This is a genomic window from Sphingopyxis sp. (assembly GCF_965227415.1).
GTDB lineage: Bacteria > Pseudomonadota > Alphaproteobacteria > Sphingomonadales > Sphingomonadaceae > Sphingopyxis.
In genome coordinates this window covers 655981-668181 of sequence record NZ_OZ245749.1, presented here as the reverse complement: position 1 = coordinate 668181, position 12201 = coordinate 655981, and the positions used below count along the sequence as shown (strand labels likewise).

The 12201-nt window shown below is 64.0% G+C and carries 15 protein-coding genes; 3 read left to right on the top strand and 12 right to left on the bottom strand.

The genetic code is table 11. The features are described from left to right. Positions 1-7: 7 nt before the first annotated feature. Complete coding sequence (locus ACO055_RS03170) at positions 8-1321, top strand: serine hydrolase (RefSeq protein ID WP_422061164.1); 1314 nt, start codon at positions 8-10, stop codon at positions 1319-1321. Between the two features lie 4 nt (positions 1322-1325). Here ACO055_RS03170 and ACO055_RS03165 read toward each other — a convergent pair whose 3' ends face one another. The 7 genes from ACO055_RS03165 to uvrC all read right to left on the bottom strand — a co-directional run bounded on the left by ACO055_RS03165 (position 1326) and on the right by uvrC (position 7904). Next, positions 1326-2117, bottom strand: coding sequence for a LysR family transcriptional regulator (locus ACO055_RS03165; protein WP_422061163.1), 792 nt, complete (start codon positions 2115-2117; stop codon positions 1326-1328). Then, positions 2114-2515, bottom strand: coding sequence for a Co2+/Mg2+ efflux protein ApaG (gene apaG, locus ACO055_RS03160; RefSeq protein WP_422061162.1), 402 nt, complete (start codon positions 2513-2515; stop codon positions 2114-2116). The genes ACO055_RS03165 and apaG overlap by 4 nt, the downstream gene beginning before the upstream one ends. Before the next feature lie 17 nt (positions 2516-2532). After that, entirely contained in the window at positions 2533-3738 is a 1206-nt protein-coding gene (locus ACO055_RS03155) for a trans-sulfuration enzyme family protein (protein WP_422061161.1), read from the bottom strand. A 5-nt stretch (positions 3739-3743) separates the two neighbouring features. After that, the gene (gene leuB / locus ACO055_RS03150) at positions 3744-4745 is read right to left on the bottom strand and encodes a 3-isopropylmalate dehydrogenase (RefSeq protein ID WP_422062403.1); all 1002 of its coding nucleotides are present in this window, start codon (positions 4743-4745) and stop codon (positions 3744-3746) included. A 93-nt stretch (positions 4746-4838) separates the two neighbouring features. Beyond that, entirely contained in the window at positions 4839-5576 is a 738-nt protein-coding gene (gene recO / locus ACO055_RS03145; protein WP_422061160.1) for a DNA repair protein RecO, read from the bottom strand. After that, the gene (locus ACO055_RS03140; RefSeq protein WP_422061159.1) at positions 5564-5956 is read right to left on the bottom strand and encodes a PaaI family thioesterase; all 393 of its coding nucleotides are present in this window, start codon (positions 5954-5956) and stop codon (positions 5564-5566) included. Before ACO055_RS03140 ends, recO begins: the two co-directional genes overlap by 13 nt. Before the next feature lie 13 nt (positions 5957-5969). After that, positions 5970-7904, bottom strand: coding sequence for an excinuclease ABC subunit UvrC (gene uvrC / locus ACO055_RS03135; RefSeq protein ID WP_422061158.1), 1935 nt, complete (start codon positions 7902-7904; stop codon positions 5970-5972). Positions 7905-7975: 71 nt separating this feature from the next. Here uvrC and ACO055_RS03130 point away from each other — a divergent pair, with 71 nt between their 5' ends. Next, positions 7976-8695, top strand: a complete 720-nt coding sequence (locus ACO055_RS03130; protein ID WP_422061157.1) for an SDR family oxidoreductase — start codon at positions 7976-7978, stop codon at positions 8693-8695. Between the two features lie 21 nt (positions 8696-8716). Continuing rightward, positions 8717-9502 carry an SDR family NAD(P)-dependent oxidoreductase gene (locus tag ACO055_RS03125; protein WP_422061156.1) on the top strand — a complete coding sequence of 262 codons (786 nt, stop codon included), beginning with the start codon at positions 8717-8719 and terminating at the stop codon, positions 9500-9502. An 80-nt stretch (positions 9503-9582) separates the two neighbouring features. On the opposite strand, the gene ACO055_RS03120 is transcribed toward ACO055_RS03125, so the two are convergent. The 5 genes from ACO055_RS03120 to ACO055_RS03100 all read right to left on the bottom strand — a co-directional run bounded on the left by ACO055_RS03120 (position 9583) and on the right by ACO055_RS03100 (position 12103). After that, positions 9583-10128: a F0F1 ATP synthase subunit B gene (locus tag ACO055_RS03120; RefSeq protein ID WP_422061155.1), complete on the bottom strand. Its 546-nt coding sequence runs from the start codon at positions 10126-10128 to the stop codon at positions 9583-9585. Next, positions 10121-10618 (bottom strand): ATPase, encoded by a 498-nt coding sequence (locus tag ACO055_RS03115; RefSeq protein ID WP_422061154.1) that lies wholly within the window; start codon positions 10616-10618, stop codon positions 10121-10123. Before ACO055_RS03115 ends, ACO055_RS03120 begins: the two co-directional genes overlap by 8 nt. A gap of 68 nt (positions 10619-10686) precedes the next feature. After that, on the bottom strand, positions 10687-10917 hold the full coding sequence (locus tag ACO055_RS03110; RefSeq protein ID WP_037515205.1) for a F0F1 ATP synthase subunit C: 231 nt from the start codon (positions 10915-10917) through the stop codon (positions 10687-10689). Positions 10918-10959: 42 nt separating this feature from the next. Then, a complete protein-coding gene (locus tag ACO055_RS03105; protein WP_422062402.1) occupies positions 10960-11712 on the bottom strand; it encodes a F0F1 ATP synthase subunit A in 753 nt (250 codons plus the stop codon). A 61-nt stretch (positions 11713-11773) separates the two neighbouring features. Further along, on the bottom strand, positions 11774-12103 hold the full coding sequence (locus ACO055_RS03100) for an AtpZ/AtpI family protein (RefSeq protein ID WP_422061153.1): 330 nt from the start codon (positions 12101-12103) through the stop codon (positions 11774-11776). Positions 12104-12201 lie beyond the last annotated feature (98 nt).

Here is a 12201-nt window from a genome sequence, read left to right as displayed (position 1 = left end):
GGCGGATATGCGCGGGAAATGGCGAGTAGCTGCCGCGATGGGTCTGTTGGCGATGCAGGCGCCGACCGCCATATCGGCGCAAACCACCGAAAGTCAGGCGGTAACAACAACCGCATTTGAGCGCCGCACGGCGCAACTGGTCGATGTTATCAACGGTAACATCGCCTTCGCCGACTATTTTGCACCATCTTTTCAAACGGCCATCTCCGAAGGTCAGTTCAAGGCGATGACCGCTGGCTTGGTGGCCCAATATGGACGAGCGGTCACCGCCGAACAGGCGGTTTCGGCCGATGGCCGGTCGGGGACGCTTCAATTGCTTTTCGAAAAGGGCGCAGCGACCGTCGTTCTGGATGTGGGTGTCGCGCCCGACGACCGCGTAACGGGCCTGCGTCTGATCAGCTTTACGATGGCCGACGACAGTTATGATCGCGTTGCCGCGGAAATCGACGCTCTGCCCGGTCAAACAGGCTTTCTCGTGGCCGAAATCGACGGCGCGGTGGTCAGACCAGTCGCGAGTGCGCAAGTCGATCGCCAATTCGCGGTCGGATCGACTTTCAAACTCTATATTCTCGACGAACTGGCGGCGCAGGTCGAGGCGGGCAAGCGGCGCTGGTCCGATGTTGTCCCCCTCGCCCACTTGAGCTTTTCGTCGGTGGCCACGGCAAACTGGCCTGTGAACACGCCAGTCACGGTGCAAACGCTCGCAAACTGGATGATTTCGGTCAGTGACAATGGTGCCGCCGACACGCTGATCCACCTCCTCGGCCGCGATGCGATCCAGGCGCGGATGCGCGCGGCGGGACACGCCGATCCGTCGCGCAACATACCATTTCTGACGACGGTCGAGGCGTTCGCGCTCAAGGGCAATAATTTCGCCAATTTGCGCGACGCTTTCGTGCAGAACGATGATGCCGGGCAGCGCAAGATCGTCGAAACCAACGCAAATCGGCTGGTACTGGAAAATGTTGACGGCGTCAGCTTTACAGCCGGGCCACGGTTTATCGATACTCTCGAATGGTTCGCGTCGCCCAACGATATTGCGCGGCTGATGATCGACCTGCGGGCGCGAAAGTCCGAAGCAGCGATGGCGGCGATGGCGATCAACAACGGCGTCGGACCCACCGCGGGCGAGCCTTGGCGCTATTTAGGCTACAAGGGTGGCTCCGAAAACGGCGTGATGTCGATGAGCCTGCTGGGCCAGCGAAAATCCGACGGCAAATGGATGGTCGTCACGGCGAGCTGGAACAACCCCGAAGCCAATGTTGACACCAGTCACTTGGTCGGATTTGTGACGCGCCTGCTGGCACTCGCCGCAAGATAGCGGGTCAGCTGGTCAGTGCCGCCACAAGCGCCTTGACCTTGGCCTGGCGCCACTGCGGCGTCGGGGCAACAAGCCAATAGCTACGCTTTACGGCAAAGGCTTCGCGGACCAGCCTGACGCGACCCGACGCGATATCGGCCTCGGCAAGCATCGCGGGGACATTTGCCTGCCCCAGCCCGTTTGCGGCGGCATCGATCGCCAGGCCGGCATCGCCCAGCCGCAGGGCAGGCTCGCCCTCGTCGACCGGACAGCCCGGCCAGGCAATGCGCGTATCGCTCTCGCTGCCCGGACCGGCGACAGTGACCATCAACGGGTCGGAAAGCGCGACGCCTTCGTGCTCGCCAGTTCCGTCGGTCCAGAAAATTGCGAGATCCAGGTTCGCTTCGGTGAAATCGATCCCGCCGTCGGCGGACACCAGCGTAAAGCGCACATCGGGCGCCTGCTGGCTGTACCGTGCGAGCCGCGGCGCGAGCCATTTGGCGGTGATGTCGCGCGGCGCGGCGATCGTCAGCGATTGCGACGACTGCCCCGCCTGCATCGCGCGCACCGATTCCTCGAATTGCAGGAAGCCCTGCCGCAGCGCGTCGAGCCCCGCATTGGCTTCGCCAGTAAGTTCGAGCCCTTTGGGCGTCCGGCGGAACAGCACGACGCCGAGCATATCCTCCAGCGCACGGATCTGTTGCCCGACCGCGGCAGGCGTCACGGCCAGCTCATCGGCGGCACGCGTAAAGCTCAAGTGCCGGGCAGCAGCATCGAAAACGCGAAGCGCGTTCAAGGGCAGGTGCGTGCGCTTCATGACGCGGTCGCTGGCGCCACGAGCGGGAAATGCGGGATCGCAACGAGCATCTGCGATCCGTCGCCGATCTCCATCATATAGCTGCCGACCATCGACCCTTCGGGGGTCGGGAGCGGGCAGCCGGAAACATAGTCGAACGCACCGCCGGGGCCGATCAAGGGCTGTTCGCCGACGACCCCTTCACCTTCGACTTCGCTTTCCTGACCGCGACCGTCGCTGATCCGCCAGTGGCGCGTCAGCAGTTGCGCCGTCAACTCGCCATGATTTTCGATCCGCACATGATAGGCCCAGAACCAGCGCCCGAGCGCCGGATGCGACTGTTCGGGCAGATAGCTGACCGACACGCGAACCGTGATCGACCCCGTGGTCGCTGAAAAGGGGAAGAAGGAGTCGATCATGATGCGGCCAAGGTCGCTCAAAGCCCGACCCTGGTCAATGCCTGGTCCAGATCGGCGATGACATCGCGCGGATCTTCAAGCCCGATGTTGATCCGGAGCATCCCTTCGACCACTCCCATATCGGCGCGCGCCTCGGCGCTCACGCCATAATGCGTCGTCGATGCGGGGTGACAGCAGAGGCTGACCGCGTCGCCGATATTGTTGCTGATATCGACAAGCTCGAGCGCGTTGAGCATCGCCATCGCCTGCGCCCTGTCCTCCAGGATGAACGAGAAGATCGGTCCGCACGCGTCCATCTGGCTCATCGCCAGATTATGCTGCGGATGGCTGGCAAGGCCCGGATGGAGCATGCGCGGCACGCGGCCTTCGACAAACTTGCCCACCTTCAACGCATTCTCCGACTGCCGATGCGCGCGCAGATCGAGCGTTTCGAGTCCTTTCAACACCACCCATGCGTTGAAGGGCGACAGGTTCGGCCCGGTGTTGCGCTGGAACGGCAGCAGCACGTCGTTGATGAACTTTTCGGTCCCGCAAACCGCCCCCGCCAGCACGCGCCCTTGTCCCTCCATCAGCTTCGTTGCCGAATAAGCGACGACATCCGCGCCGAAGTCGAGCGGGCGCTGGAGCGCGCTGGTCGCGAAAGCATTGTCGACGACCGTCGTGATGCCGTGCGCCTTCGCCAGATCGCACACGAACTTCATGTCGACGATGTCCATCGTCGGGTTCGCCGGGGTCTCAAAGAAGAAGACCTTGGTGTTCGGCTTGATCGCCTTCTCCCACGCATCATTGTCACGCCCGTCGACGACCGTCGTCTCGATCGCGAAGCGCGGGCAGAGGCTGTCGATCAACCAGCGGCACGAGCCGAACGCGGCCTTCGCCGCAACGATATGGTCGCCTGCCGACAGCTGGCAGAGCAAGGCGGTGGTCATCGCTGCCATGCCGGTCGCCTGTGTGCGGCACGCCTCGGCGCCTTCCATCAGCGCGATCCGCTCTTCGAGCATCGCCACGGTCGGGTTCTGCAAGCGCGAATAGGTCATGCCCGGCGCTTCGCCGGCAAAGCGCGCCGCCACTTCCTCGGCGCTGTCATAGGTGTATCCCGAGGTCAGGAAGAGCGCTTCGGACGTCTCGCCATGCTCGCTGCGCCATGTGCCACCGCGCACGGCCTGCGTCGCGGGGTGCCAATTGCGCGTCTTGCTGCGATCAAGGCCTGTCGTCTTCTTCATGTCACTTACCCGTTCAAAACTGCAACAACCGCATCGCCCAGTTCGGCCGTGCGCATCGTACCGCCAAGATCGGCGCCGCGGCAACCGTCGGCGAGCACCTTGGCGACCGCCGCCTCGATCCGCGCCGCGCTCGCCTCGTCGTCGCCCGAATGGCGCAGCAGCATCGCGAGCGACAGGATCATCGCCAGCGGGTTGGCGATGGCCTTGCCCGCGATGTCGGGGGCGCTGCCGTGGATCGGTTCGTACAGCCCCTGCTTGCCCGCACTCAGCGACGCCGAGGCGAGCAGTCCGATCGATCCGACGCACATCGACGCCTGATCGGACAGGATGTCGCCGAACAGGTTGCCGGTGACGACCACGTCGAACTGGCCGGGATTGCGCACCAGCTGCATCGCGGCGTTGTCGACATACATATGGGTCAGCGCGACATCGGGATAATCGGCCGAAACCTCGATCACCACGTCGCGCCACAGCTGCGAGGTTTCGAGCACATTCGCCTTGTCGACCGAACACAGGCGCTTCGCCCGCCCCTGTGCCGCGCGGAAGGCGACATGCGCGATGCGCCGCACTTCGCTCTCGCTGTACGACATGACGTCATAGCCTTCGCGCTCGCCGCCCGGAGTGGTCCGCGTGCCCTTTTCGCCGAAATACACATCGCCGTTCAGCTCGCGGACGATCAGCAGGTCGATGGCCGCAGCGACTTCGGGGCGCAGCGCCGAGCTGTCTTCGAGCCCGGCGAACAGCTTGGCGGGGCGGAGGTTGGCGAACAGGCCGAGTTCGGACCGCAGCCCAAGGATCGCCTGTTCGGGGCGCAGATGCCGGTCGACGGTGTCGAACCGCGGATCGCCGACGGCACCGAACAGGATCGCGTCGGCGGCTTTGGCCTTGGCCAGCGTTTCGGGCGGCAACGGATGCCCCGTCGCTTCATAGGCGGCACCGCCGACCAGTGCGCGGTCGAGCGTCACGGGCAGAGCCATCGCGGCAAGCACCTTCTCGGCCTCCGCCATGATTTCCGGACCGATACCGTCGCCAGCCAGCAGCAGGATTTGCACTATGTCGCCCTTTCGCTTGTTGCGAGCCGCTTAGACAGCGTCAGCGCGTCACGCAACCGCCCTGCCCAGCCGGTCGATCAATCTTTCCCTTACGCTCAGCAAGTCGCGGTTGCGCCCGTCGAGCAGGTCGCGGTCGAGAAAATGCCCGGTGATGACCAGCCCGTCGAGCACATCGCCCATCGAAGGCGGCGTATCGGCGCCGCGCAGAAAGGCGGGCAACCGGAACAGCCGGTCTTCATAGCCCGCCGCTGCCCCGACGCTCACCGCACTCCCCGACTTGGGACTGACGAAGGCCAGATTGCTGGCCGACCCCGTCGCGACGCATTCGTCGAGGTCCAGCCCGAACCCCAATTCGGCGAGCAACAACAGCTCGTAGCGCGCCAGCGCTGCGGCCCATTGGCGCGCCGACGACGCCGCTCCGATCGCGTCGAGGACGGCGGACAGCGCCGAATATAGCGCGGGATAGGGCTGGCTTTCGGGCAAGATGGCTGCGGTCACGCTCGTGACCCAGTCGATCGCCGCGGAAGGCAGCGGCTCGGCCAGCAAGGGGGCGCGGCTGGTCAGCAGCTCGGCGGTCGCTCCCGCAAGCTGCTCCTCGGTTCGCGCGCGCAATTCGAGGGCGACAAGATTGCCCGACATCAGGATCGGCCGCATCCGCGTCGACCGCCCACCCCGCACATAGCCCGCGACCAGCCCGGCGTCCTGCGTCAGAGCACGCACGATCGCGCCATGCTCGCCATGCGCCCGGACGGCGCAGACGATCGCATCGGCGCTCAGGCTGGCCAAAGCACCAGCTGGGTTTGCGTCACCAGCGCGACGTCGGCGCCGGCTTCGGTGCGGATGCGCGTCTGCCACACCGACAGCCGCTTGCCGATCTTTACCGGAGTCGCTTCGCCGACGAGCACCGATCCGAGCGGGCCGCCGCCAAGAAAATTGGTCTTGCTCTCGATCGTCGTCGTACCGCTTGCGCCTTCGGGCAAGGTCAGGAAGGCCCCGACCGCGCCCAGACAGTCCGCGAACGCCATGATCGCGCCGCCATGGACGATGTTTCCGGCGGTGCAGATCTCGGCCCGCACCGGCAGCTTGCCCGCGACGCGCTCCTTGCTGCCTTCCTGAATCGTCACGCCCAGCGTTCCCGCGAGCGGCATCGTCGCCGCAAAATCCATCGTCGTTCCTCTCTCAGCTTCCCGGATTGTAGAAGTCATACACTGCCTGCGCGACCGCGGCGCTGACCCCGGGCGCCTTTTTGAGGTCCTCCAGGCTCGCACTCTTGATCGCGCGCGCCGTGCCGAAATGCATCAGCAGGGCCTTTTTGCGCGACGGTCCGATCCCCGGCACCTCGTCGAGCGGTGACGAGCCCATCGCCTTCGATCGCTTCGCGCGGTGCGCACCGATCGCAAAGCGGTGCGCTTCGTCGCGCAGCCGCTGGATATAGAACAGCACCGCGTTGTTCGTGGGCAGCGTGAATTCGCGTCCGTCGGGGTAGTAGAAAGTCTCGCGCCCCGCATTGCGGTCCGGCCCTTTGGCGACGCCGACGAAGGTCAGGTCGTCGATCCCCAGCTCGGCGAAGACCGACGCGACGGCCGACACCTGTCCTTTGCCGCCGTCTATCAGCACCAGGTCGGGCCATTCGCCCCTGGTGCGCTCTGGGTCTTCCTCGATCGCGCGGGCAAAGCGGCGCTGGAATACCTCGCGCATCATCGCGAAATCGTCGCCTGGCATCGTCTCTGCGCGCTTGATGTTGAACTTGCGATAGGCGCCCTTGATCCAGCCTTCGGGGCCCGCGACGACCATCGCGCCGAGCGCGTTGGTGCCCTGGATATGACTGTTGTCATAGATTTCGATACGCTGCGGCGGCTCGTCCAGATCGAACAGATCGGCCAGCTCGCGCCCAAGTTTCGCCTGGCTGCTGCTCTCGGCGAGCCGCCGGTCGAGCTCCTCGCCCGCGTTGCGCACCGCCTGATCGAGCAGGCGCTTGCGATTGCCGCGCTGGGGGACGCTGATCTCGACCTTGCGCCCCGCCGTTTCGCCGAGCGCTTCGGCGAGCAGTTCGCATTCGTCGGGTTCGCGATCGACCAAAATCAGCTTTGGCGGCGGCACGCCTTCGTAAAATTGCATCAGGAAACTCTCGAGCACCTCGCCTTCGGGCACGCCCGCGATATGCGCCGGAAAGAAGCTGCGATGCCCCCAATTCTGGCCCCCGCGGATGAAGAATCCCGCGATGCAGAGCTGGCCGCACTTCGCGGCGAGCGCGAAGACGTCGGCATCGCCAAGCCCGTCGGCGTGGACCGACTGGCTACCCTGAATGAAGGTCAGCGACTTCAGTCGGTCGCGCAGCACTGCCGCCTGCTCGAAGTCCATCGCCTCGGACGCCGTCGTCATCGCGTCGCCAAGGCGCTTCTGCACGGCGGTCGAGCGCCCTTCCAGAAAGTCCTGCGCGTCACCGACCAAATCGGCATAATTCTCTTTCGAGATGCGATCGACGCACGGCGCCGAGCAACGGCGGATCTGATAGAGCAGGCACGGCCGCGACCGGTTCGCGAAAAAACTGTCGGTGCAGCTGCGCAGCAGGAACGTCTTCTGCAAGGCATTGAGCGTGCGGTGTACCGACCCCGCGCTCGCGAACGGTCCATAGTAACGGCCCTTGGCACGCCGCGCGCCGCGGTGCTTCTGGACGCGCGGGAAGTCATGGTCGGTGCGCAGCAGGATGAACGGAAAGCTTTTGTCGTCGCGCAGCAGCACATTGTACGGCGGGCGGTACCGCTTGATCAGTTGCGCTTCGAGCAGCAGCGCCTCGGCTTCGCTGTTCGTCGTGACGATCTCCATCGCCCGCGTCTGCGACACCATGCGCTGCAACCGCTGCGGCAGCTTCGCGACCTGCGTATAGTTGGTCACGCGGTTTTTCAGCGCGCGTGCCTTGCCGACATACAGGACGTCGCCGCGCGCATCGAGCATGCGATAGACGCCGGGCCGCGTCGGCAATTTGCGCACGACGCTGCGGATTGCCTCGGCGCCGCGCTCCAGATCGGGCTTGTCGCCTTCCTCGCCGCTGCCGCGAACGACATAGGCGGATTTCTCTTCGTTGAATCGGTCGGGAGCGTTGGGGCGAGCCATGATTTTGCATGTAGGCGAAGGCGGTGCGACCCGCCATAGTGTGCGAGGTAAAAGAACATGGGAGGGGTCTGATGGATGTTCGCGGCAAGCTCGCTTTGGTTACAGGCGGCAGCGACGGGATCGGGCGCGAGATCGCGCTGCAATTACAGGGTGCGGGCGCCGAGGTGATCGTCACCGGACGCTCGCCCGAAAAATTGCAGGCGATGGCGGCGCTCGGCTTCGGAACGATCGCCAGCGACCTTTCCACCGCCTCTGGCGTCGACGCGGTCGTGAACGGCGTTGCGGGCAAACCGCTCGCGTTGCTCGTCAACAATGCCGGCGTCGGCAGTGAATATGAACTCGACGACGCCGCGACGCTGAACAGCGCCGAAATCTGCATTCGCACCAATCTCGACGCGCCCATCGCACTTTGCACGCGTTTGCTGCCGACGCTGCGCGCTCAACCCGCGGCGGCGATGTTCAACGTCACCTCGGGCCTGGCCATCGCGCCGCGCGCCGGCGGGTCGATCTATTGCGCGACCAAGGCCGGACTTCGCAGTTACACCCAGGCGATCCGCCACCTGCTCAAGGACAGCAATGTTCAAGTGATCGAGGCGCTGCCGCCTGTCGTCGAGACCAATATGACCGCAGGCCGTGCTGGCAAGAAAATGAGCGCCCACGATTGCGCGGCCGAGATCGTCGCTGGAATCCGGTCGGGCCAAAGCGAGGTCAACGCGGGCATGGTGAAGCTGTTGCAGATGGTGAACAGCGTTTCGCCTGCGCTGGCGCGGCGCATCATGATCCGGTTCTGATCATGTGCTGGAGGTTCCGTTATGAATGACTTGAACAGGCTTGCGCTCGTCACCGGTGCGTCTTCCGGCATTGGGCGCGCCTTCGCGCGCCAGCTTGGCGCCGCCGGATATGATCTGGTGGTTGTGGGCAGGCGCCGCGACCGGCTGGATGAACTTGCCGCCGAACTGTCCGACGTGACGGTCCGCGTCGTCGTTTCGGATCTCGGCACGGACGAGGGCATCGGGCGTGTCGCCGAAATCTGTGCGAACGAGGACTTGTCCCTGCTCGTCAACAACGCCGGCGTATCGCACTACATGGCCTTTACCGCACTGCCCGCCGGCAAGGCGACGGAGCTTCTGCACGTCAAGGTCGTCGCGACGACGCTGCTGGCGCATGCAGCAGCGCCCGGCATGGTGGCACGCAAAGGGGGCTCAATCATCAATGTCGCCGGAATGCTGGGATTTTCCGGACCAGCGCCGCTGGGCCATTCGCCAGGGCGGGCCATATATGTCGGCACCCTGGCGCATATCATCGCGATGTCACAGGCGCTGGATCAAGAGCTGGGGGCTGCCGGAATTCGCGTCCAGGCCCTCTGCCCCGGCCTCGTCGCAACCGAATTTCACGAGCGGCAGGGTATGGATCTCAGCGCCCTTCCCCGCATGACGGCCGAAGATCTGGTGGCGGGAAGTCTGCGCGGTCTCGAGCTTGGCGAAACCGTTTGCGCGCCGGGAGTCGAGCAATCCGAATTGCTCGATGCGATATTCCGCGCCGATCTGGCGGCGTTTCAGGGGCAATCGCCTACGCTCGCGCAGCGCTACAGAACATAGACGGCGCATAAGCCCCGTTGGATTCAGCAAAACGCCCGCGGAGATCCGCGGGCGCTCTGGTATCGACGATGTCGAAGGGGTCAGCTTTTGGCGACCGCCGCGATGGCGTCATCGACAAGCGACTTGTCGGCTTTCGCGTCATGCTTTTCGGCGATCAGCCTGGCGGCCGCGTCCGTTGCCGCCTTGGCAGTCGCGGTGCGAACCTCGGCGAGCGCATTGGCTTCGGCCGCAGCGATGCGGTCCTCGGCCATTTGCTTGCGACGACCGATCAATGCCGTCGCGTCGGCCTTGGCCTTGGCGACGAGCGTTTCGGCCTCGGCTTCGGCGCGAGCGCGCATCTCGTCGGCTTCCTTGGCCGCGCGAGCGAGCTTTGCCTCATACTCGGCCTTCAACGATTCGGCGTCGAGGCGAAGCTGTTCGGCTTCCTTCAGCTGCTTCGAAATCTCGGCAATCTTGTTGTCGAGCATCCCGGCGACCATCGCCGGCACTTTCTTCCACAGCAGAATGCCGATGAAGATCGTCATCGCGATCGACACCCACGCCGTCGCATCGACGAAACCGAACGAGACGGGCTCGGCATGCGCTTCGCCGGCGGCTTCGGACAGAATGGTCAGGAAATTAGCCATGGAGTACCGCTTTCACCGCTGCTTTTGCATCTGCCGCCACCACTTTGGCGCCCGACAGCTTTGCCACCAGGTCGCTCGCGGCTTCGGCAGCAACCGATTCGATCTCCGCCATCGCCGACTTGCGGGCGGCGGCGACATCGGCCTCGGCGGCGTTCAGCTTTTCGCCCAGATCGGCATCGACCTTTGCGAGACGCTTTTCGGCGTCGCGCGCGGCCTTGTCCTTCGCATCGGCGACGGCCTTTTGCGCCGCAGCGCGGCTGGCGTCGCTCTGCTGGCGATAGCTTTCTTCAAGACTGTCAGCCGCCGAGTGCGCGGCTTTTGCAGCCGCCAGATCGTCGGCAACCTTGCGGTCGCGCGCGTCCACCGTCGCCTCGATCTTCGGCAGCATGCCGCGGCCGATGACCAGAAAGACGAAGCCGAAGGTCAGCAGCACCCAGAAAATCTGCGATGCGGCATACCAGTTTTCAGCGAATTGGCTGATTTGAGGCATGGATACTCTCGACCGACAAAGGAAACTGGTCGCGGGGCGGCTCTAACGAGCCAGCCCCGCAGACGAAATCACGCTGCCTTCAGGTACAGCAGGATCGCGATAAGGAACGACAGCAGGCCGAGAAGTTCGGCGGCCGCGAAGCCGATGAACAGGCGGCCCTGCTGGCCGTCGGCCGCAGCCGGATTGCGCAGCGCGCTTTCGAGGAAGCTACCGAACACGTTGCCCACACCGATGGCAGCCATACCGGCACCGATAGCGGCCAGACCGGCGCCGATGAGCGAAGCAGCTTGAACGTCCATTTTATACTCCTTGGGAAAAACGAAGATTATACAGTTGAAATATCAATGCAGATTGATCGCGTCGTTCAGATAGAGCGACGTGAGCAGCGCGAAAACATAAGCCTGGATGCCGGCGACAAGCAGTTCGAGACCGCTGATCCCGACCATCAGCGCCATGCTGGGGATGCCGACGCCCACGCCGATCGCGGGGCTCGCTGCCAGACCGTCGATGATGAACGATGCGAACACTTTCATCAGAACGTGACCTGCGGTCATCGCAACGAACAGTCGCAGCGCCAGGCTGAACGGACGGACCAGGAACGAGACCAGCTCGATCACGGGGATCAGCCACATCAGCCAGATCGGCGTGCCATGCGGCACGAACAGCGAGAAGAAATGCAGGCCGTGGCGCCAGAAACCGACGATCAGGACGATCGCGAAGCTCAGGATCGCCAAAAAGCCGGTGATCGTGAAATGGCTCGTCACGGTGAACGGGTGAATGCCGAACAGCCCGAGCGGCGCGAGGCCGATGACGTTGAGCATCAGGATGAACATGAAGAGCGAGAAGACATAAGGCGTATATTTCCGGCCTTCGGGGCCGATATTCGCGTTCATCATGCTGGTAATGAAGCCGGTGAAGCCTTCGACCGCGACCTGCCAGCGGCCCGGAACGAGCTGGCGCTTCATGCCGCCGATCATGAAGACCCACAGCAGCAGGCCGGCGACGATCATCCAGAGCGCGCTCGTCGTAAAGGCGACCTCATGATTGCCGACATGGAACATGTCGAAAATCTTCTGCACCTCGAACTGGTGCATCGGGTCCACTTTGCCTTGTTCCGCCACGCGATACCTCGCCTAAATCCCAGTCAATCCTGCGTCAATCCGGCTTTGTGGGCCGGACATTCGCAATCCGAAATATGTTTCTGAAGGCCACGACCACTCCCAGAAAGAGCACGACCAACAGGCCCCAGGGTGCTGTGCCGGCGAAACGGTCGATCACCCAACCGACCAGCGCGCCGCCACCAATCCCGCCGATCAGTTCGGCCAGAACGCGGTTCCCGAGCTTATAGTTCGCATCGGTCTCCGGTCCGGCGTTCACTGCGGTCCGTTTCGCTTCTGCGGCTTCGGCCCGGTCCAATCGCTCTTCGAGCGAGACCAGGCGCGAATCCTCCGAAGCTGGTTCAGGATCGCTGCCGTTCCCCGTCATCTTGTGCCATCCTCCTGAAACAGAACCGAAAGTCTCGGATTCCGCCTGCGAAAAAAGGCCCGAAAATTCGGGGGACCCCTAAGGCGCGGCCCGTTTAG